This is a genomic window from Robinsoniella sp. KNHs210 (assembly GCF_000686105.1).
Classification (GTDB): domain Bacteria; phylum Bacillota; class Clostridia; order Lachnospirales; family Lachnospiraceae; genus Robinsoniella; species Robinsoniella peoriensis.
The window spans coordinates 481,876-505,953 of the sequence record NZ_JMLZ01000001.1; the positions used below are offsets into that span (position 1 = coordinate 481,876).

Annotated in this window: 8 protein-coding genes; 1 reads left to right on the top strand and 7 read right to left on the bottom strand. The window is 43.0% G+C overall.

Going from position 1 to position 24,078, the window contains the following annotated elements:
• Positions 1 to 81: 81 nt before the first annotated feature.
• A complete protein-coding gene (locus CD03_RS0101910) occupies positions 82 to 777 on the bottom strand; it encodes a response regulator transcription factor (protein ID WP_027292184.1) in 696 nt (231 codons plus the stop codon).
• Positions 778 to 2,271: a HAMP domain-containing sensor histidine kinase gene (locus CD03_RS0101915; RefSeq protein WP_027292185.1), complete on the bottom strand. Its 1,494-nt coding sequence runs from the start codon at positions 2,269 to 2,271 to the stop codon at positions 778 to 780.
• Positions 2,272 to 2,533: 262 nt separating this feature from the next.
• On the opposite strand from CD03_RS0101915, the gene CD03_RS0101920 reads away from it, so the two are divergent.
• Positions 2,534 to 3,454, top strand: coding sequence for a LysR family transcriptional regulator (locus CD03_RS0101920; RefSeq protein WP_027292186.1), 921 nt, complete (start codon positions 2,534 to 2,536; stop codon positions 3,452 to 3,454).
• Positions 3,455 to 3,728: 274 nt separating this feature from the next.
• Here the strand turns inward: CD03_RS0101920 and CD03_RS0101925 are convergent, their stop codons facing one another.
• From CD03_RS0101925 to CD03_RS0101950, 5 genes are all read right to left on the bottom strand, one after another.
• A complete protein-coding gene (locus CD03_RS0101925) occupies positions 3,729 to 8,717 on the bottom strand; it encodes a LamG-like jellyroll fold domain-containing protein (RefSeq protein WP_027292187.1) in 4,989 nt (1,662 codons plus the stop codon).
• 112 nt (positions 8,718 to 8,829) lie between these two features.
• Entirely contained in the window at positions 8,830 to 14,721 is a 5,892-nt protein-coding gene (locus CD03_RS0101930) for a glycoside hydrolase family 97 N-terminal domain-containing protein (RefSeq protein ID WP_027292188.1), read from the bottom strand.
• Positions 14,722 to 15,057: 336 nt separating this feature from the next.
• Entirely contained in the window at positions 15,058 to 20,697 is a 5,640-nt protein-coding gene (locus CD03_RS35640) for a glycoside hydrolase family 3 C-terminal domain-containing protein (protein ID WP_052377619.1), read from the bottom strand.
• 84 nt (positions 20,698 to 20,781) lie between these two features.
• Positions 20,782 to 22,329: a C40 family peptidase gene (locus CD03_RS38425; RefSeq protein WP_052377620.1), complete on the bottom strand. Its 1,548-nt coding sequence runs from the start codon at positions 22,327 to 22,329 to the stop codon at positions 20,782 to 20,784.
• Positions 22,301 to 24,010, bottom strand: coding sequence for a hypothetical protein (locus CD03_RS0101950; RefSeq protein ID WP_027292189.1), 1,710 nt, complete (start codon positions 24,008 to 24,010; stop codon positions 22,301 to 22,303). The genes CD03_RS38425 and CD03_RS0101950 overlap by 29 nt, the downstream gene beginning before the upstream one ends.
• Between the last annotated feature and the right edge of the window lie 68 nt (positions 24,011 to 24,078).

The following is a 24,078-nucleotide window of genomic DNA, read 5'->3' on the forward strand; positions in this document are numbered from 1 at the left end:
TCTGTAGAATCGATTCTGTAATGACTATAAACCCTGAACCTAACTCAAGGTCAATACTCTTTTTTCTTTTTTTTCTATACATCAACTAATTCTGAAACGGTATCCTGCTCCCCAGACAGTCTCGATAAACTGTGCTTTTTCTGAATTTTTTCCAAGCTTATCCCGCAAGCGGTTGATATGTACCGTTACTGTCGCCATATCGCCTATGGAATCCATTCCCCATATGCGGTCAAAAAGTGTGTCTTTAGAAAAGACGATATTCGGATTCTCTGCCAGAAAAAGCAGAAGTTCAAACTCTTTGTTTACCAGGATAACCTCTTTCTTGTCCAGATACACCATTCTGGATTTTGGAAGAATGGTAAGATTCTGATAAGTGATATCAGTCTCTGCATTTTCATCCTGCGATTCCAGCAGCAGACTGTGGATATGGATATGGGACTTCACTCTGGCTACCAGTTCTGCCGGACTGAAGGGTTTCACCAGATAATCGTCTGCACCCAGACCAAGTCCCCGGATTTTGTCGATATCTTCTTTCTTTGCCGTCACCATAATAATCGGCAGATGTAAAAACCGCCTCAATTCCCGGCATACATCAAAACCTGTTTTTCCCGGAAGCATCACATCCAGTAAAATAGCATCATAGCCTCCTGTTTTTGCCTTTCTTTCTCCTTCCAGCCCATCATAAGCAATTTCAGTCCCGAACCCATTGGCTTCCAGATAATCCCGCTCCAGCTCCGCAATCAGTTCATCGTCTTCCACAATCAATATTTTTTCCATCTATGTTATATCCTCCCTGGTTATTGGCAGATGGATGATCATAGCCAGCCCTTCCCTGTTCTCCGCCCGGACTTTACCGCCGTGTCCAAGAATGATTTCTTTCACCACGGCCAGCCCAATGCCGCTTCCTTTTTCAGACTGGGTTCTTGCATCATCCACCCGGTAAAAACTGTCAAATATCTGTTCCAGGCTCTCACATGGCACTCCCGGTCCGTCATCTTGAAATACCAGTTCGATATCCGTGCCTTCCATCGTGCGTTTTAGTGATATCTGAATGTTTGATTTTTCTAACGTGCGGTATTTGACCGTGTTTGCAAACAGATTGTCAAACACCCGTTTGAATTCCTCCCTGTCAATCTGTACCGGATAGGTCTCTTTTCCATATAAGAAAGTTATTTCCACATGGTTCTGTTCTGCGTCAGACCGATAGGTTCCCAGGTACTGATCCACAAAATCCTTAAAATCTGCTTTCTCCATCCGGTACCGGAACCCATTGTCCAGCCTGCTGTACTCCGAGAGACTGTCCACAAGGCTTACGAGATTCCCCGTCCGGGTCTTAATCGCCTGCAGATAACGGCTTCTTTTTTCCCGGGTATCTGCAATCCCATCCATCAGCCCGTCAAGATAGCCGCTGATGGATGTAAGTGGCGTCCTTAGGTCGTGGGAAATACCGGTGATGAGAGAACGTCTGCGTTTTTCATCTCTCAGGCGCTGGTCAACAGACTCTTTCAGATAAGCACGCATCTCGTCAAAGTCCCTGCATACTTCCCCAAACTCATCTTTCTTCTGATATTCCATCCTGGTATCCAGATTCCCTTCCCGGATTTCTTTTGTACCCAGACTCAACTGATGCAGCGGTTTTAAGATGCTTCTTGATATCCACCAAGAGGTTATTCCATTCACAAATACAGTCAGTGCTACAAAGAATGCAAGTATTCCAATCAAGTATTTCAGGATATAATTCTTCAGATAATTCACAACCCCCTGATCTGTCTGCTGACGGTGAACAGCCGTAATACAGAATACTTTCTCACCATGATAAAAAGTATTCTTGATAACAGAAACCTCATGCCTGCTGGCGGTAAGAGTCTTTGCCGTATCAATCGCATCCCCGGCTACCGACCGGGCCGCCTGCATATCTTCTTCCGTAAGATTGGTATAGATCAATTTTTCATTTTTTGTGATCATGAACTGGTATCCCATCCCTGACAGCTTATCTTCCAGATGGTTCATCTCGTCACTGCGGTTAATTTCAGATATCGCATCCGGGTATTTCCCCTGCCCCCAATTATTCTCCCACAACTCCTGCTGGTAGGTATAGATCATGCTCTGAGCAAACTGAATACTGTTTTCATCGCTGTACATGGCTTCCAGAGTATACCAGTAACTTCCCAATGACGTGTGCAGGCAAACATTTATCACGATTGCCGTAAATAAAATGGGAATCAGGACCATCATAATATTGGATATCCTGATTTTTTTCTTAATTGTCAATATCTTACTCTCCTTTATCGTTACTGAACCAGGTATCCGGTATTTTATTTTTACCTGACCGTTCTGCGTCAAAGGTCAGGTTCTTGAATTTTTTCGTTTTCCTCCTCCTTATTTGCACTTAAAACGACTTCTGTTTTCAATTACAGTATAGTCCGAACGAATAATAATAGCCAATACTTATATCATATTCATTATCATAGTTGAAACCTATACATTTTCATGTTAAAGTATTAGTAAATCTTATTGCAAAGGAGATTTACTAATGGAATTAAGAGTACTTCAATATTTTCTGGCAATAGCAAGAGAGCAGAGCATTGTACGGGCTGCAGAATCTCTGCATCTTTCCCAGCCCACCCTTTCCACACAAATTAAAAATATGGAAGAGGAATTGGGCAAGCAGCTTCTGATACGGGGGACAAAGGGGTCACGGAAGGTTACACTGACGGAAGAAGGCATGATCTTGCGGAAACGCGCAGAAGAGATACTGGAACTGGTAAAGAAAACAGAGTCTGAAATCACGCTTTCCGACAATATTATCTTAGGTGATGTTTATATCGGGATGGGAGAAACAGATGCCGTGCGTCTGATTGCCAAAGCCGCTAAGACTCTTCAGGAGTCTCATCCCGGAATCCATTACCATATTTCCAGTGGAAATGCCACTTTTGTCATGGAACAACTAGATAAAGGACTAATTGACTTTGGCGTTGTATTTGGAACAGTGGATTTAACAAAATACAACGTATTAAAAATGTCAGATACAGACATGTGGGGGGTATTAATGCGTAAGGATTCTCCTCTAGCAGAAAAAGAATTGATTACGCCAGAGGATTTGTGGAACAAACCTCTAATCCTATCCCAGCAGGAAAATAGAGGCGGAGATGTTATCCGGTGGCTAAATCGGGAAGTATCCGAATTAAACATCACTGCAACTTATAACCTTATGTTTAATGCTTCTTTGCTGGTCGAAGAAGGTCTAGGGTATGTTATTGGCTTGGCTCATATCATCAATACCTCCGGAGACAGCAATCTCTGCTTTCGCCCGCTTGCACCCAAGCTGGAAAATGAACTGAGCATTATCTGGAAGAAATATCAGTTATTTTCTAAACCATCACAAAAGTTTTTAGAGGTTTTGCGGCTGTATCTTGATACGGACTTGAAACTGCATACGACCAAGTTCCCTTGAGAGCGCTGGCCTTGCAACTCCCAAATAATCGGCAATTACTTCTCTGGTTTCATTAAGTACAAGCCAACCAGTGTATGTATTGTTTTTGTCAGATGAATGCTGCTTTATACTATACCATGGATTCAAAGCTTATCCACCATCTACAATGCTATCAGGTATTTAAATAAACCAAGGGCTGAAGCTCATTATGAGAGACTCCAGCCCGGCTATTATCATTTAAGATCAGTATTTACAGTCTTTTTTCACTCAAATTTTATGAATCAAAGAGACCCTTTTATTTTTTAATAATCACGGTTTCCTTTTGTCCTTTTTTCGCAAATCTGCTCTGATATGATTTCAGTTTAGATTTCGGTACCTTGATGACCGCTCTGGCATGAATACCTTTCAATGCATTTTTACCGACACTCTTAATCACTTTGGAATATACGGTTATTGTTTTCAGTGCCTTATCGTTATAAAATGCTGCTGTTCCAATCTTTTTCACATTCTTTCCGATCTTCACTGTCTTAAGTTTCTTATTGCCCTTAAATGCACTCTTGCCAATTTCGGTCACTTTATATCTGTAGTTACCGATCTTTACCGTATCCGGAACCTTGACTGTTTTTAATGTAATCTTCACTGGTTTGGTCAGGCTCACCGTTCCGCTCTTGGTGGATGCACTTAATACTTTGTATTTGTAATTTCCTACTGTATAAGTTCTTCCTTTTTTCGCCAGTATCACAAATGTCTTCGTCAAGCTTCCCTTATAAGTACCCTTTCCTGTGATAATGATCTGAGCAGTTCCTGGATTTTTGTTATTCTTATAATAAACCGTGTAATCTACATCCTGTTTCAGTACTTTACTGCCATCTTTTATCGATATTATCGGTTTTAAAGAAGATCCGGTATGGGTTTGTGCCTTAATGCTGCCAATTGTCAATTTTGATATTTCTTTCTGTACAACCGGCGGTGTTACTGGTTTCTTAACAAGGCCTTTCATTGCTGCCTGCAATGCCGCAGCTGCTGCATCTACTTCTTTCTGGCTGGCTTTTTCTGACAGTCCAACTGCCGCAGCCAGTGCATTTTTAAAGGTTCTTACACTTTCGTCTGTATAATGCTTCAGTACCTCAGCAGAGATAGCATTGGCTTGCACTATTGCATCTTTCAGCGCCTTCTTATCAACTACAACTTCCGGCTTCGCTGCCACAAGAGCTTCTAATGCTGCTTCAATTGCTGCTGTTGCATCATTCACTTCCTGCTGTGTAGCCTTCTCATCTGCTGCTGCCTCTCTTGCTGCTTTCACGGCTGTTTCTAATGCTTTCCAGCTATCTACCGTGTAATCTGCTTCTTTTAACACTTCTGCTGTTGTGATTGCTTCATTCAGCATTGCCTTATCAACTTTCGTATCCTGATTCTTCAGCTCTTCCAGTTTTACTTCGGCATCAGTCAGCTTTTTCAGAGTTTCTGGTGTAATCAGCAGCTTCTGTACATCGGTCAGTTCCTCATATGCAGCACGTGCCTCAACAATCTCTGACTCTTTCTCCAGTGTAATCTCTTCACCGATCGCTACTATTGCTTTCTCAACTGCATCTGCAGCTTCCTGATCAAGGAATCCCTGCATAAAGTCTTCTGCACTGAGAAGCATCTTATATGCTTCCTCAGAAACCAGCTTCTTCTCTTCTTCTGTAAGAGCATCATACTTCTCCCGTATCTGTTGAACCATACTAAGCTGCGCAAAATCATCTACTGTACCAAGCTGACTTAAAATCAAATCCTCTACTTCCGCCGCCGCTGCGTAATCTGCCCTTTTCAGTACGACCTTGACAAGGGATGGCGCATTACCGTTCGGATTTCCGAATACCAATGTATTTTTTCCTTTGTTCAGGGATACTTTTTCGACTGTGATTACCGAAGCTGCACTTGGGTCATCCCAGCTATCGCCCTCCGGACAAGTTACTGTCTGTGCATTTGCCGTGTCACTATTTACAGTAACAACGAAATCACGGATATTGGCACCTACTCCTCCACTGCTGCTTGCCTTACTGAGATAATAAATATCCATGTTCCACTCAGCAGCTTCTTTCGCATTAAAATTAAAGGTAACAGTACCCTCCTCTTCATCGATTGCATCACTGCTCTTGCCAATCCAGCCTACATATCCCTGACCCTCTGTGAAGTGGGAAGCTGCCTGACCGCTAATTACACCGTTTCCATCGGCATTCAGCACAATCTCTTTTTGCTCTTCAAATCTCTCTTTGTACAGTCTCTGTACCTGACCCTCTGAGAAAGCTTTGTCATAAACAGTAATACTGTCCATAGCACCTGCAAAATGAGTATCTGTATTTGACACATTAGGCAGGAATCCAAAGTAGTAATTATCCGGTGTATTTCCGTCTGTGGCAAAACCAAGTAACGTTTTATCGCTGGAGCCACAAGATCCGCGCTCCACTCCATCAATATAAAGCGTTCCGGTACCATCTCCATTTTCAACGAAGGTAACCAACTGCCAGGTGTCCTTCACATAAGGATTTCCTACCTTTCCCACCTTGTGTCCTCCGGTGCTTCCGGATGCATTGCGGTAAAATACGGTATCCCCGTCTATATTATTTCTTCCTAAAATCTGAAGACTTGCACCAAGATCACCTGTACCTGCATCTTTTCGTGATCCATAAGTGAACAATGAGCTGCTGAAAGTATCCTGTCCAGTTTTTATCCACATTGCAATGGTAGCACCGCTGCCTGATTCAAGTTCCCTCATCGGGTCGTTATCACCATTATCACCTGGAATATAAGTGATACCTGTTGCTGCATTATCTCCATCTGCCGGAAATACTGCGATATCATTAGAATCTTCATCAGATATAAAGGTTACATTCTGAGCAGTAGCAGTTACTTTTTCACCATTAGCAGTTCCAGTTACAGTTGTACCGCTGTCATCTGTTGCTGACTCCGAAAAATCAAATTCCAGAATAGCATTTGCGTCAATCTCTTCCGAAATCTCACCCACATAGTCAACCCTCACATCATCAAACATCAAATACTCGCCGGTAGCTCCATAAGAGTAAAACTCCACCTGGATCTGTCCGTTTGTAACGTTAAACTGCGGAATCTCGATATAAGTCCAGTCGTTTAATTCACCCATCTTCTGGATATCAACATATTCGCTGCCCCCATAATTGGAAACATAGAAGCCGGCACTCGTCTTGTGATTACCGCCTGGCGCCGTACGTGAATGCTCTGATGCCTTGACATAACAGGAAGCCTTATATACGCCATTCGCCACACTCTTATTTAGCTGATAAGTAGATACTTCATAGTTACTGTTTGAAGTATGAATGCCGGAATACGCTCCCGAATATCCACCTTCACTAATATAGGAAGCATTTGTATTGTTTGAACGGTGCCAGTCTGCCGCAGTTACAGACTCCATAGTCTGACCCATATTGGCATCATAATGGAAATTCTCGAAAGATCCATTGTTAACGCCCCATCTTTCAATACGGGCATTGGTCTCAGCCGGAGCTGCGAAATCAGTTTCCTCACCTATTTGCAGAACAAGACCCGGATCGGAAGAATCTCCTTCTGTTGCTGCAGAAAGTCCGATTTCTTCAAGTAACTTCCCGTCAATTGTAAGTGTATTTCCGTCAATCTGTACTTCAGAAGTTATATCCTGCGCCTGGGTAGCAAGCATATCCTGTGCATAAATCTTTTTGCCGCTTAAATCCTGATTGAATGTAAGACTCAGGCTTCCATAATAACCAAAGACCCCAATCTTTCCAGTCAGATCCCCTGCATTCAGAGTAACTTTTGCTGATTTTACCGGCTTGTATCCCGTATTCGTGTGCGTTCTTGCGTAAGCAGCAATACTAATTGCACCATTCGGATTACGGCTAGCCGTCAGGAATGGTATGTCATCACCACTATCCACTGTAACCGTAGGAAGATCAATTCCTCTTGCCATGAATGCAGGTGCTTTCTGACTTAACATATTTTTTGTTCCATCCCATGCAGGTTCACTTGAAGAAAAGGTCCAGTCATCCTGCAGATACGCATTGGAAAGAGCCGTATCGTAATCCCCTACCGTATACGCCGGTGCAATTCTCTGCCAACGTACAGTACGGGCAACTTCATCCAAGCGGTTTCTCGTTGCCTTTGTATCGACAAATTTCTTTCCTCCGGCAAAATAGGTATCTTTTTCTGTTCCCAGACCGAAATACCCATCACCGGAATTTTTGGAATCTGTTGTCAGATAAGGTGTGAAACGCATAACACCGGCACTAAGACCAAGGGAAGCGCAGATATAGAGTTCATCCTCAGCATTCATTAGTCCCATGGCATTACCTGTCTCTGTGTATCCGCCAATCAACTGCTCACCAACTCGATCCAGGGTAATTGCTGTAGCAAGGTTATCCAATACATCATATGTACGGAACACATCTGAAAAGGCCGCAAATTCTATATTGTCAGCAAGAAGGTCCTCCTCAATACGCTCATTATTTGTATTCTTACCACGGCCGCCAACAACATGCTCAATAATAAGTTCCGGGTATTCTTCCTCCGCCCATTCAGAAATCTTACGGCGCCATGTTATCTTCTTCTGTTCGGTACCCCAGTCAATTTTCCAGTAAGAAATACCTGCATATTTACTCCACCTAAGACGCATGCGCCAGAAGTCTTCCTCATCCTTTCCTGCATATTCTTTATAAGCAGAACTTGTCTGGGCACATATCCAGATACCGGTACCCTTCCAGCCATAACTCTTAATCTCTTCGTTCAGAGTCTTCAGTTTTTCCTGGGGAGTATTTCCCCACTCCGCTTTTGGAAATTTATCATCCGGCAGAACCTGGCATCCAAAATATTCTTTATTATATCCATTTTTCTTGGTTCCGTAAGGCAAATCCCAGCCATCATCCAGAAGGAAAATTAAATCTCCTCTGCTTTCCGGATACATGGTAGAGATCCATCCTGTCTTTTCATTAAACAGATGCTCCGGGTCTACAACATCACGTTTGTCGCTTGATTCATGCCAAGCAACCCAATCCTGGATGTTCCAGGTGCAGACATAGTTTGCTGTTTCCGCTGCCGGTTCTGTTGGTACCAGGTTTATCGGAACCCGGTTCGTTGGAGGCGGGTTTGTTGGTGCCGGGTTTGTTGGTGCCGGGTTTGTTGGTGCCGGGTTTGTTGGTGCCGGGTTTGTTGGTGCCGCCGCTTGAACAGCAGGTATAGGGGTTGTTAACAGTACGACTGTCGACATTAACAAACTCACCATTTTCTTTAGCTTCATAATCTTTTTCCTCTTTTCTGTATTCTAATAGGCTGGTATTGTCCACCTATTATTCTTCATTACTGTACATACGCTGGAGCGTGCTGTAAAATACAACACGCTCCATCTTCCTTTACTTTCTAATAACTACTGTACTCTTCTGACCTTTTTTCGCAAACCTGCTCTGGTATGATTTCAGTTTGGATTTCGGTACCTTGATGACCGCTCTGGCATGAATACCTTTCAATGCATTTTTACCGACACTCTTAATCACTTTGGAGTATACGGTTATTGTTTTCAGTGCCTTATCGTTATAAAATGCCGCTGTTCCAATCTTTTTCACATTTTTTCCGATCTTCACTGTTTTAAGCTTATTATTTCGCTTAAATGCACTCTTGCCAATTTCGGTTACTTTATATCTGTAGTTACCGATCTTTACCGTATCCGGAACCTTAACCGTTTTTAATGTATTCTTCACTGGTTTGGTCAGACTCACCGTTCCGCTCTTGGTGGATGCGCTTAATACTTTGTATTTGTAATTTCCTACTGTGTAAGTTCTTCCTTTTTTCGCCAGTATCACAAATGTCTTCGTCAAGCTTCCCTTATAACTACCCTTTCCGGTGATAATGATCTGAGCAGTTCCTGGATTTTTGTTATTCTTATAATAAACCGTGTAATCCACATCCTGTTTCAGTACTTTACTGCCATCTTTTATCGATATTATCGGTTTTAAAGAAGATCCGGTATGGGTTTGTGCCTTAATGCTGCCAATTGACAGTTTTGATATTTCTTTCTGTACAACCGGCGGTGTTACTGGTTTCTTAACAAGACCTTTCATTGCTGCCTGCAATGCCGCTGCTGCTGCATCTACTTCTTTCTGGCTGGCTTTTTCCGCCAGTCCAGCTGCCGCTGCCAGTGCATTTTTAAAGGTTCTTACACTTTCGTCTGTATACTGCTTCAGTGCCTCAGCAGAGATAGCATTGGCTTGTGCTATTGCTTCTTTCAGCGCTTTCCTGTCAACTACAACTTCCGGCTTCGCTGCCACAAGAGCTTCTAATGCTTCTGCTATTGCTGCTGTTGCATCATTCACTTCCTGCTGTGTAGCCTTCTCATCTGCTGCTGCATCTTTTGCTGCTTTCACGGCTGATGCTAATACCTTCCAGCTTTCTGACGTGTAATCTGCTTCTTTTAACGCTTCTGCTGTTGCGATTGCTTTGTTCAGCGCCGTCTTGTCAACTTCTTCCTGTGCCTGGGTATCAATTGCTACCGGTACCTTTACACCATTGTAAGTAAAATCACTGAATGTGATGTCAATTGCAGTGTCTTCACCACCGGACCCTGCATAGAATCCTACACAAAGATTTGCGCTTGCTGCCAGATTTGCATTCGTCGTCGTCTGGGATGTTCCTTTGTTGGTAATTACTGTCCAGGTTTCTCCATCGTAACTATAGCTACTGGTAAATGTATTTCCAGTTTTTTCAAGCTTCACGTAAACATCAACGCCATAGTCTTTATCCTCACAGTAAAATTCAGTGGTACGTCCTGAGGCTGTTGACATTACGCCAAATCCCTGGGGATGGCTGCCACCCAGCATGCCTGAGTGATGGCGTCGTCCTGCTGCTACCGACTGGCCGTTTGGATCTGCTTTGTCAAAGACTGTGATAAATCCACCCTGGTAATTCGCCTTAAGGCCGCCAGTCATCTTTGCTGTGATCGTAAAGTCCCTGTCACCTTCCGGTACGTCCATGGAGAACATATTTTCCCAGTTTCCTGCACCAAGTACTCCATTTTCTGTTGTTATTGTTGCCGAACCGGTATCTTTGATCATGACATTCTCATTCGCATTTAGGATTGACCATGTTTTTTCATCAAGAACATATCTAGCCGGGGTAACCGTTACTTTAATTTCTGCTTTTACTGTCTTGTCGTATGCAGAAGCTACCGTCACGGTCGTCTTTCCTTCTGCTACACCTCTGATTACTCCGCGGTCACTTACCGTTGCGATTGCTTCGTCTGCAGTACTCCATGCAACATCTTTGAATTCTGCATTTTCCGGACTGAGCGTTATTGCAACCTGATCCGATAAATGTCCTTTTTCTACTTTCACCTCTGCCGGCTCTGCAGCGATTGACTTAATACTGTCCATCTCTGCTGTGGGAACTGCACGCAACGCATATCCGCCGCCATAAAGTACATCTACCTCTAATACTGTTTCATTTGTAACATTCGGGATAATATCCATATCCACATCCCGTCTGCCATTTTCTCTGTAAAGCAATACTGTATACTCTTTGTTTTCGTCAAGACACTCTAATGGAACCTGCATAGTTCTTGGTTCTACACTGATGCCGGAGACATACCAGTTATTTCCGGTGCGTCTCGCTATGCTTACCTGCTCGCCAACGGCTCCGTCAACCAGTTTGGTTTCATCCCACTTTTTCGGATAGTTTTTATAGTAGGACATTCCCTCCGGAATGCTTCTGTATACATCCGGTGCAGAACCCATGCTGTGAATCCCGTCTTCCACCAGGGCTGTCAACGCGAACTGGAATCCCATTGTCGTCTTATTGTAATCCTTGGATCTGATTTCTTCCGTAACCTCTGCCGGTCCGATTGCTGCCCGGATAAACGGAATCATGGTATACTGTTCTGCCGTAATTCCTCCTGCTTCCTGTCCACGGATCGCTTCACGTCCATATACGTTTGGCCAGGTACGGATTTCACCGGTCGGTTTATTTGCTCCATGTACAAGAAGCATAAGTCCGTATTTCGCCGCATCTTTATACAGATCATCATATAACTGCATCCGGCCCTGGCCCTCTCCATCAAAGAAGTCCGGCTTAATTCCTACAATGCCTTCTTTTGCCCATTCAGAAAAGTGCCTGTCGCGTTCTTCCTGGGTATCAATATCGCTTACATGTACCCATGCCCACAGGCGAACTCCGTTTTCTTCCGCACACGCTTTTACTTCCGGCCACCAGTCATACATGCCGCTGACGTTTCCACGTCCGCCCTTATTCCAGCCTTCGTCAAGAATATAATAATCCCATCCTATTTCTGCCCCGAACTTAATCCAGTTCAGATGTGTTTCCGCTTTTGACTGGTCACTGACTCCGCTTCCCCAGTTGGTTACCCATGACCAGGAAGATAATCCAGGATCTACCCAGGATTCAAAGTCGTATGTCTCATAATCTGCCGGGGTACTCAGGTTCTCAATCATTGTATTTTCTACAATGTCTGCCGGAGTACCTGTGATTGCCGCTCTCCATGGAGATTTAAATGGCGTGGTTGTCACTACATCCTTCGTCTGCTGTTTCGCAAATGATACATCCAGCATCCCGTTTTCTTTTACGGTAAACATCGAACCACAGAAACTTCCGTTCAGGTCCGCTTCTGAGAACAGCGTCCATACCCCGTCTTTTCCATATAAGAATGGCATAGAGGGAGTTGCATCCACTGCCAGTCCTTCCGTTGTAGTTACCTGATACTGACTTTCATAGTTCCAGGTAGCTGAGGTATAGTTCATCCAATATACATCTGCTTCTTTTGGAAGCTGCAAGCCCGATACTTCATCACTGATCCTGATCTCTTGTTCCCCATCTGTGCGGACCGCATATCTGTAAGCGGTTCCGTCATCATATGCACGGATTACCAGGTCAAATTCCACAGAATCATTGTTTTTCACTGTAAATGTGAGCGTCTGCTCATTACAGTGGTCTGTATACTCATCACTTTTACCGGAAAGCACCTTATAGCTTTCGTTGATTTCTTTTACTTCTGAAGCTTTCTTAAATACAAGCCCTTTTGAAAAGTCGCCTAGACTGGTTACTAATCCAAGTGGTGATGTTCCAATATTTTGTACCTTGTTCTGTTCTGCACGATATTGAAGTACTCCACCTGTGATCATTTCAACTGCCATCTTTGTATTGCCATCCGGAGATGAGAGTTCCCATGTCTTTTCAACAATATCTCCAATCTGAATTGACAGATCGGCTGTTTTTGTAATACCGCCCACGGTTGCTGCAGCGGTAATTACGACTTTACCATTATGTACACCGGTAACAACACCATCTTTACTAACCGTTGCCACCTCTTCATCACTGCTTGTGTAAACTACTGAATCAAACTTTTTAATTTCATTTCCATCATAATCAGTACCTGCCAGGCTAAGTGCCTGCGTAGCCGCTATTTCCATTTTAGCTTCACCAGAAAGCACGACGGATGCTAATGCACTTGTATTTATACCCATCGGTACTGGTTGTCCACCGATTCTCAAATCAGAAAATGTAATGTTTGTAGGATTATTTTCACCGCCGTTTGCTGCGGCGATTGCTACATAAATATTTTCAGGATCAATCAGCCCGTTTCCCTTATCTACATACTCTGTATTTGTATTACTGTCAATAATCTGATTCCAGTCTTCTTTGTTGTCACTGTACTCCGCTGCATAGAAACCAGTGATTCTTCCGTTCTGCTTCTGCAGCTTCAGATAGAACTCATTGCCGATATCAGCAGCACCTTCATAATATTCGTTTGGTGAACCACCATTCTGCATAACACCCATGAGCATGCTTGTTCCATATTTTCCGCTAAGATATCCATGATATCTGCGAACCACGGCAACGGCATTTTCGCGGTTCTTTCCGCTTGCGATCATTAGATGAGCACCCTGATAGTTTGCTGTAAAATTCCCTTTGACTTTTACCGTAAAATCATAGTCTGTCTGGTTTGGAATCTTATAGTAAAGAATGTTTTTCATTCCCCCTGCAGTATCTACTGTTCCGCCTTCTGTTGTGATAGTTACGCTTCCATCCTCATTAACCACCAGATTTCCTTCTGTCGGATTTTCTATTTCCCATCCGGCATCCAGCACCATGTCTGGTTTTTCCGGCTCTACAGCTACAAGTGCCTCTATCGCTGCTGTTATTGATGCAATTGCCGCATTCACTTCCTGTTCTGTAGCATCTATATTTCCTGATACTGCTTTAGCATCATTCACTGCTGTTGCTAATATTTCCCAGCTTTCGGCTGTGTAATCTGCTTCTGCCAAATCTTCTGCGGATGTGATAGCATCATTCAGCGCCGTCTTGTCAACTTCCGGCTTCACTCTTTCGTTATACAGGCTTTGTACCTGCTCCGCCGTGAATGCTTTGTCATAAACCGAAATGCTGTCCATTGCACCTGTAAAATGAGTATCTGTACCTGACACATAAGGCAGGAATCCAAAGTAGTAATGATCCGGTGTGGCTCCATCTGTGGCAAAACCAAGTAAAGTCTTATCACTGGATTTACAAGTCCCTCGTTCCACTCCATCTACATAAAGCGTTCCGGTACCATTTTCATTTTCAACAAACGTAACCAACTGCCAGGTGTTCGTCAAATACGGGTTGCCGACACCCGCTACCTTGTGCCCGCCAGTGCTTCCTGATGCATTACGGTAGAATACCGTATCTCCGCTGGTGTTATTTCTTCCTATGATCTGAATACTTGCACCAAGATCACCTGCATCTGCATTTTGGCGTGAACCATAAGCGAACAAAGTGCTGCTGAACGTATCCTGAGCGGTTTTTACCCACATGGCAATCGTTGCTCCGTTTCCCTGTGCAAGGCTCTTCATCGGGTCGTTATCTCCCGGTGTATAAGTAATACCTGTCGCAGCATTATCTCCGCCTTCCGGGAATACTGCAATATCGTTTGAATCTTCATCGGTTTCAAAGATTACATTCTGAGCAGTCGCAATCGCTTCTTCACCATTTGCGATGCCAACTACACTTGTAACATTGTCAACTGTTTCAGTCTTGGAAAAATCAAATTCTAAGATTGGTCCAACCGACACGCTCTCAAATACTTCTTTTAGTGCTTGCGTTTCCTGTTCTGTTTCGTAAATAAGGTCCGTCTGTATATCATCCCGGACCTGTTCGTTTGCAAACGCCGGCATTACTGATCCTATCGATAGTTGAATCGATAACATCACTGCAACTGCAGCATTCACTTTTTTAAAGCCTGATCTCTTCTTTTTCCCCATACTTCCTCCTTCTGTAATGTACTGTGTTCCATAACAACATAGCTACTTGTTACAAAATTATTAATAACAGCTGTATTGTATCATGATACTTTTGTGTATACCATGCAATTTTCTTTTCCGTACCTACAATTTTCTTTGCATATTGACGTATTTTTTTATTCTTATTTATTTTCTTTGCACGTATATGTTATTTGCAGAATTTATTCACATTTTTATTAAAACAGATTTGTAATATTATTGTTTTCTGTATTGCAAAAAGGCGGGATTCCATTAAGCCCTGCCGGGTTATCTGGTCACTCGCCTTTTGCTTATCCTCCATTAATAGAATATTCCATTTTATCCAATTTTAACCGTTTTTGCCTGTCCTTTCCCATTCAGCAATTTTCTATACTGTTTCCGTTTAGAAGCCGGTACTTTTATACTGGCTTTCTTATAAATATTCTTAAATGCATTTTTGCCAACCGTCTTCAGTTTTTTGCTTTGGATGGTAATCGTTTTCAGCTTCTTGTCATTTAGGAATACCTCGCTGCCAATTTTTATAACGCCCTTACCGACTGTTACTTTTGTAAGTACTTTACAACCGCTAAACGCTTTGGTATCAATCTGTTTAACATTGCTGCCTACTTTCACTGTCTTTAATTTTTTATTGTTCATAAAAGCTTTTTTCGCAATACTTTCTACCCTAAATGTAAATGCTCCACTCTTAACAGTAGACGGTATCGTGATCTTCTGTAAGGTCTTCTTGGCTGGTCCCGTAACCTGGACAGAACCTGTCGTTTTAGCCGTGGCTGCTTTTGTTACCTTGTAATTTAAATTGCCGGACTTGAATTTATATCCCTTTTTGGGAGATACCTTCTTTTCCCAGCGGGCATAGATTATAACATTCGCAGATACCTTGTAGTCAGCTGACACCAGGCTTCCTCCAGTCCTGGCCGTATACCATCCTCTAAAATTATAATTATCTCTGATGGGGGTTGGCAGTGCTCCAATCTTATTATCCTTCTTTACATTCCTCTTTCCATCTGCTGCTACTGCAAGCTTCCCGCCATTAGGATCCAGGGTTACGGCATAAACAGTGTTCTCCACCACTATCCCTTTTGCTTCTGTTTTTACCATCAGAACTTTACTTACAGGAGAGGCAATGTATACATCTGTTTCTGCCAGCCTCTGATAGAATTGATACTCTTTATTAGGAGTCAATCCGGTAAATACCGGAGATGTCTGCCACTTTTCGTTATCTCTTTTATATTCCATTCCGGCTGTAGATGACAACGTCACACTCGTTTCTGTTTTACTGCTTACCGTTGGCGCAGCTAAAGCCTTCGTCTGGCTGCCTTTGTTTACAGTCAATACCGCTGTTACTTTTTCTCCAGCTGCATGGGTTGGCGTTGCCTGCGTTATAAGTCCAATTGCAAAAGTTCCCGCCTTGGTTACTGTCAATGTCCTGCCATCATTCGGATCGATCTTTCCTGCTCCAGTTGCCGTTTTTGTGTTTTCAATGCTGTATGTTGCCTCTCCGGCACCCTCGGCAATATCAAATAGATTTTCAAGTTCTGATAAGTCGATCGCTGCACCTTCATAAGTAACCGTTTCACTGCCAGGAGCATTCATTACTGATACGATCGTTGTAGCTGTAATTGTAACGGAAGCATCGGGCATCACAAAGGAATAATATCCATTTTGTTGTACCTCAAGCCGAATCTCTTGATCTCCATATTGTATGAATACACCACTTATTTCTCTGTCCCCCTCAGCAACAACGTTGAACCGCACTGTATCACCAGGAACTACATCACTTCGTCCGTCAATGGTTATGGCAACGTCATCTGCCTCACCAATCGTAACCGGCTGTGACGGTTGATGATCAAATTGCAGCCAGGATAGATCCGGACCATCCGCAATTATATACAATTTCAGTCTGTGTCTTCCCGCAGCGAGGTAGACACGCTGGGGATCCAGCGTTGCCCAATTAGTCCAGCCACCTGTACCTTCAAACATCGTCCATTTTGTCAACAAGATGCCATCAGCCTCAAGTGCAAAATCTGTCTGGACTGGCCATGTTCGAGGTGATGCCCAACGCATACTCAGATTATAATAACCGCTTTCTTCCACATCTACGTTATACAAAGCATAAGCACCTGGGCTTGTGCTGCCAAGAGTCTTCTTGCCTGTCTCACTACCGCTGCCATTGGCACTGACCATACCCTCAAGATAGTACGGTGTTTCTCCCAACTGCAAACGGTTGGTATCGTCACCACTAACCGGTTTAATTACAGTTGGTTCAGGAACCTCAGGCTCAGGTGTTGAAGTAGATTTATCTTCAAATGTAACGTAATCGAACTGAACCTCCATTGGTTTTGTTGAAGCACTATTATATGCAGCTAAAGCAAATGTTGGATTGTTATACGCCTGCGTTGTTGCCCCCATTGGCGTATAGTTCTCTCCATCTACGCTCACCGAGAAGGTATATGTATTTTCCCGTTTTGTTACCTTGAAATACAAGCTGTCGCTGATAAGCGTATCTTCGTTCTTGGGGTAGGTGTGATTTCTTGTAATTTGAGCTGCATTAGTACCCATTTTGTTAACTCGGATGGCACTGGGACCATTGCTAGTTCCCCCTACATATTCATAACGGAACCATATAAAATTACGGTCCGAGTTGCCTTCCATAATTTTGATACCGAAAGATTGATGTGTCTCACTGAAAGCCGTTGCGTCAAACGTGGCATGGGTTACACTGTCCCAGTCTCCTGCCCCAGACTGAGCGACAATATTATTTGCCGTGGGATTCGCCGTGTCTCCGGCATTCCATGAGCCATTTTCGGTAATTATTTGGATATATCCGTCATGCTTAGAAAAGTTTTCATTCTGATTAAGGACTGTCCAGAAATCATTTAGCTCTTCGGATTCAAAGTTATCGCTTTGGGGTGCGGATACACCTGATATACATTTAACATAGTACTCAATCGCCTGATGATCGCTCTCAGACCGAATGATAATAGTGCTTTGCTCTTCATCGATAGTATAAGAAGCACTCACTCCATCAGGAACCATATATGTAACTTCTGCATCTTCAAGATTACCATCAATCTTCATCTCATAATTCGTTCTGTTTACATAGAAACCGGGAACTTCCACACCATTCACCTGGATTCCGTTAAGATAAGCATATTTCGGATTCTCAACGCTGACAGGCATGCCCGCTTGATTTGAAAATATTACCCGGTAAATGTTTTCGACACCTCCAGCGGATGTTTTAATTGTGGTAATCGGTATTTCTGGAGTCGCTGAGATAAGTTCTACGTTTATATCTGCTGAAGCATCATAAGTTACATTGGGTGTATCTGCTAAATCCCGGCTATAAAGCACATAATCCAGCACAAGCGGATCAAAGTTAGTGATTTTTTCACCATCCAGATAGATCGCATCTAAACGCGGATTTCCTGTCTCGGCTTTCTCTACCGTGAATATCTGGTCCTCGGGAACCTGGTACGGATACAATTCAAGATTATTTGCCCGGGCAAAGGCTGGTGATTTCAGTAAATACTTCAGACAATTTATCGCACTTCTTTGCACCTCTGCCCTGGTTATACCATCGGATGCTGCTAAAGAGGGTTCTAATGTATTAGGGTGCGTTCTTCCAGACATAGAGACATCACACTGTGCCTGCACCAAATAGGCGTGATTCGTCAAAGTGCCTCTGCTGCCAGTGTAAGAATCGGCACGCGGACCCCAGTCAGTCATTACCATGCCGTCCCACCCCCATTCATCACGAAGTATAGTGGTGCAAAGGTCGAAGCTATAGTTAACATACTCTCCGTTAACCCTATTGACTCCGGTCATAATGGTATATGGGTTGGATTCCTTAACCGCAATTTCAAATCCTTTTAAATAGATCTCCCGCAATGCACGTTCTGACATCCTGGCATCAAACTTATCGTTAATTTGTCCTTTATTATTTCCTACATAATGTTTTAATGTAGAAGCAATTCCTGCCGATTGGAGCCCCTTTGTATAGGAAGCCCCCATCTTTCCACTCAGTACAGGATCTTCAGAAAAATATTCGTAATTCCGTCCGCAAGCCGGATCTCTGATAATATTCATACCGGGAGCCAAAAGCACGTCCACCTTATTAAGCACACACTCCTGCCCCAGCAGTTTATATACCGCTTCCACAAGGTCATCATTCCAGGTACTGGCCATGCTGATTCCTGACGGTATAACCGAAGCACTTCCCGTATGACGAATACCCGATGGTCCGTCACAGGTACTGGCCACAATGACACCAAACTTCTTCAAAGAATCTGTGTGGCCACCGAATGCACTGGCATTTCCAGGAATACCCTGACTGTCGTTCATACCTCCGGCACCTCTGCAGAGTTTTGCAATATCATCATCACTTAGCTGAGCAACAAAATCTTCTATAGTATTCTTTTTATCATATACATCACGCAAGGAAATACCTTTATTTCCAGTAGGCTTAATTTCATCCGGTATTGCGCTTAAAATGCGTTTTTCATAATCATCTGCCGTTCTAACGGCTTTCGGTACAGCTTCCGAACCTTGAACAATATTGCCGTTTCCATCATCCGAAGCAGTAATTCTGTTAAAATTCTCAGCGGGAGGCGATACCTCCTGCAGTTGCTCAACGAGTGTCAATTTATCAACAACATATCCCTCATAACCATCTGCCTTTGGTGCACGAACAGAATTTCCTACATATATTGGATAAATACCTGCCTCTAAGACATAGGCAAACCGATGACCAGTCTTTCCGGCATCATCATACGAAGCCATAGCACCAACCCGGAAGCTGATAGACATATCTTGGGACTCTCCAGGCTGTATAATTCCTGTTTTCGTATAGGCAGCCAGGGATCTTGACGATTTTCCAAGCTTGCCCTGCGGTGCGCCATAATAAATCTGAACCGTTTCCTTGCCCGCATAGTCTCCGGTATTGGTCACCTTAACCTGCACATTAATAGTATCATCAGTAATGCCATCCGAAGATTCTGTTACCGTTACCCCAGTCGTTTCTGTATCAAACGTTGTATAGCTCAAGCCATAACCAAAAGGGTATAGCACGGCATCTTGCCGGAATGTTTCAAAATAACGGTATCCCAGAAAGATATCTTCTTCGTATACATTTACGTTTTGGTTAGCAAAATCTTTTGAAGTAGTATAATCAGAATATCTATTCGCTATGGTAACCGGGAGCTTTCCAGAAGGATTTACATCCCCTGCGAGTACTTCAGCAATTGCCCGTCCGCTTTCCATCCCCCCTTGCCACGCAAGAATATATGCATCTATATCATATTCCTGCTTTGCAATCCATTCCATATCCATTACGGATCCGGTGTTAAACACCACAACAACTTCATCAAATGCATTGGATACCTGACGCAGCATATCTTTTTCAGCAGTAGTCAGATAATAACTCCCGTCATTAGCACCCATTTTCAAATCGACACCTTCACCAAAACGACGACCTATTACGATTACTGCCGTGTCAGATTTCTTTGCAGCATCCGTAACCAGGTTGTTCTCCAAAGGCATCTCCGGAAGAGAATGTATACCATCCCGCCAGTTATTTCCTGTAGTTATATTACTTCCGGGGTTTGCCCTTTCCCAATCAGTATATACTTTAGCCAGGTCTTCATTCACTTTAATATTGGGATTCTGGCGAAGTCCGTCTATGATTGTTGTGATATAGGATGGAGTTACATATCCCCCCGAACCGTAACCAGTATAAAATGTATTGATTTGCGTCCGTCCAAAAACTGAAATTGTCTTTCCTGCTAAGGGCAATACATTGTTTTCATTCTTAAGTAAAACCATAGCTTCATTTGCTGCTTGCTTACTGATTGAAGCCAATGAGGGCAATTCCTTGGCACTAACTGTAATACCCGAGGACACCGTGCCCAATAATAAGATAATACTCATTAGCATTGCAAGTAATCTTTTTGCAATTTTCATTTTATTCTATTCTCCTTTTCTCATAACCCTGCTTCATGCTGCTTTCTAACTTATAACATAAAACATTCTTTTCTTCTCCAGGTTCTATTCAGCCAAATATACATCGGTATACTGTAAGCCGAACATGATTGCATCCTGGTGATTGTTCATAAAAATATCAACATGACCATACGGTGTACCCCGATCCTCAACTGTATAGATCTGTCCTCCAATGATCAGTTTTGTGCCAAAATCAACTCCTCCCATTGCTACGGTCCTGTCCTCAACCGGCATAAGACCGCTGGCAGTTGCTCCGCCTGACCAAACTCCACAACACTTTGGACAGGCACAGTATGCGGTTAATTTAAATTTACCCAGATATTTACCATATGTAACTTCTTCATCTTGATACGAATAATCGGCTAAAGCATTTTCGTCTTCTTCAGAAATAATCCTCACTGCCCATGCTGCCACATCCCAATTGATTCCTGCATTTACGATCCCTGTAGCGCTGCTCTGTGCCTCTATTGTCTCACCATTTCCAGCACACATTACAACATGGTAAATATAGTTGTTTCTTTCATAGAAGATCAGATCTCCCGGCTGTGCTTGCTCTACCGGGATCCGGGTTCCGAACTTCGCCTGATCCTCCGCAACCCGGGGGATGTTGTAGCCAAAATCACCATAGATACTCTGTACAAACCCAGAACAGTCTGCTCCCTGTGTCAGGCTTGTTCCCCCCCAAACATAAGGATTTCCTATAAATTGCGCTGCATAACTGATTATCGCTTCCCTGATATGGCTTAATCCACCATTTCCATTTTCTGGTTCTTGCTCCTCTTCATAATCAGCTGCCGCTTCTTTCACCGAAAGATAGGTATAATAGCAAGCACGGTTTTCTTTTGGCCTGATATATTCTTTAGCAGTCAGATAAGATTCCTCGCCACCTTCTGTAACCTGCTCCTCAATACCTTCTACAATCAGTGTATTGAATGGAACAAATCCTCGAACATCCCCCGATTCAATGAAAACCCACTCTTCCTCTTCGTCTTCGATGATAAAGCAGAGCGCACCCTCTTCAAGAAGTCCGACTGCTTTTGATTTTTCATTGCTTTTGTTTTCATCTTTTGCTGGAATCCTGTCCATTATTTCTATATCCACGGTTGGCGATGCATATACTTTTTCTGCTATCGTCTCATATCCAGTGGTACGGGTATAATAAAAGGATTCATTTTCTAGAGGTGACATTAACGCTACGGCTGTCTCCAGGCATTCTTCTTTATTTTGTTTTACATATTTCTCGGCCTTTTTCCCAGTCATCAAACCTTTCGACAAGATAAATCCCCGGACTTCCCCGGACTCCACATAATACCAGTCATCTTCTTCCTCGGATAAAATGTGCAGTACTCCGTATACTTCAAGCCTTCCTGTCAGTTCTGACCCTTCGTCCTTTTCCTCGTATATCGGAATCTTATCCCGCTTTGCGATGGCATAGACCGGATCTGTTTTAAAAAAACGGAAATCCTGGTTAGTATCCTTGTCTTCAGGTGCCGCCAATATCTGTAGACCAGGTGCTAATAACATCATCCCAGAGACTACGAAAATAGTGATCATCTTTATAAACTTATTTCGATACGCTTTTCTTTTTTCCATATGCATACAGTACTATTAGCATAGATACTGCCTCCATGATTAGCCAAAGTGTCGTGTTATTTTCATCACCTGTTTTTGGTGCGGTTGTTTTTTTTGCGGCAGATCCGGATGATGTAGTGTCAGTCATCTGACTCTTGCTGGTCATCTGTGTTGTTTCCGCTTCTGACTCGGTTTCATCTTCCTCCACATCGCCTTCATCATTTTCTTTTACTTTATAAGTACTTTGCTTGACATCTGTAGTCAAATCTGCAGAACCATTCTTCATTTCATTGACCTTGAGCTTCAGTTCGTAAACATCTCCCACTTTCGCTGATGACATCAGATCAAAGTAAAGATAAAGCATATCCCCTTTCAACTTAACTCCCTGTGTTGAAGAAAAGATCATCTCTATCGTTCCCTCTGATGAACCACTATTATTTACATCATTGATCCGACTCGTCATATTATTATCTTCAAAAGCCTCTAAATCTTCTGCGTCGGCACTATCAAGAGTCATTATATTTGCATCATAGGTGATTGTTATTTTTCCATTGGTTATTTCTTTAGTTGATGCAATTGCACATGATGCTGTAAGCATATCTTCACCTGCGGACATGTCATCGATAGTGAGCGTTAGCGTAATGTCTTTATTTCTACTATTAGTATTAGTACTAGTATTTGTGTTAGTATCATTCGAATCATCTTCATCATCATTGGAGTCATCGTTATTTGAGGACCTGGCCCTATTAAGTGACAGCCCCCTATCATTTAACACGGGTCCCTGATCTTCAATTCCAGAAACTTTCTCCGAACTGCTTTCTTCTCCTGCTTCCTTACTCAGAACCATGGTTTTTGGTAGTTCGGTTTCCAAATCTTCACCCAGTCTTTCTCTAATCTTATCGATACGCTGATAGTAATCATTACGGGTCTCTTCTATATTCAGAAACTTTATCATTTCTTCCAATTCCGCTTTTTTTACCGTCACCTCTAACACTTTTACTATTACATTTGAATACTCCACCAGACACAAATCGTCTTCCAGGACACAGCCATTAAAGATCACTACTACTTCCGAGAATGTTTTTGACACCTTTTTTATGTACTCTTTCTGCTTTTTCGTTAAGGAAACCTTCTGTACCGGAATACTTGTCTCGGTACCTTCTATTCCCGGACTTTCTATTTCCGGACTTTCTGTTTCCGGACTTTCTGTTTCCGGGCTTTCTGTTTCCAGACTTTCTGTTTCCGGGCTTTCTGTTTCCGGGCTTTCTGTTTCGGGGCTTTTTTCTAACAACTCAGCAGTCTCAGAAATATTGGATTCGGATACCTCCTGGTACACCTCACCTAACTCAGACATCTCTGTTTCAGCAGTTTCCACCAGCGCCTCTGTATCTGTTGCCTGTCCAGACAGTTCTGTTTGGGGAACTTTTTCCACTGCTGCTACCTGTGGCTGCAATATGACGACAGCAGTTTTTTGTATCTCTCTTTTTCCCTCTTGAATCATATTCCATTCTTCTTCACTGACACTCGCCAACAGATCTTCTTCTTCCTCCTGCCACCTTACATAAAGAAATTGTTCCAGACTATTCTCTTTCTCTGATTTAGCTACAGTGATTTCTTGATCTGATGCATAAACTGTCAATGAAAACAATGACACCAGAATGAGCGACGCTATCCCTTTTACTACTAATTTGTTATTTTTCATATTTCCATGTCCTTTTGTTAAAATATTCTTGCCCTTTTGAGTGACTTCTTTGGATCAACCTGATAATC

What these genes read in the sequence shown, in the direction of transcription:
- CD03_RS0101910 (WP_027292184.1), bottom strand. Translation starts at nt 777, where the DNA reads ATGGAAAAAATATTGATTGTGGAAGACGATGAACTGATTGCGGAGCTG.
- CD03_RS0101920 (WP_027292186.1), top strand. Translation starts at nt 2,534, where the DNA reads ATGGAATTAAGAGTACTTCAATATTTTCTGGCAATAGCAAGAGAGCAG.
- CD03_RS0101925 (WP_027292187.1), bottom strand. Translation starts at nt 8,717, where the DNA reads ATGAAGCTAAAGAAAATGGTGAGTTTGTTAATGTCGACAGTCGTACTG.
- CD03_RS0101930 (WP_027292188.1), bottom strand. Translation starts at nt 14,721, where the DNA reads ATGGGGAAAAAGAAGAGATCAGGCTTTAAAAAAGTGAATGCTGCAGTT.
- CD03_RS35640 (WP_052377619.1), bottom strand. Translation starts at nt 20,697, where the DNA reads ATGAAAATTGCAAAAAGATTACTTGCAATGCTAATGAGTATTATCTTA.
- CD03_RS38425 (WP_052377620.1), bottom strand. Translation starts at nt 22,329, where the DNA reads ATGGAAAAAAGAAAAGCGTATCGAAATAAGTTTATAAAGATGATCACT.
- CD03_RS0101950 (WP_027292189.1), bottom strand. Translation starts at nt 24,010, where the DNA reads ATGAAAAATAACAAATTAGTAGTAAAAGGGATAGCGTCGCTCATTCTG.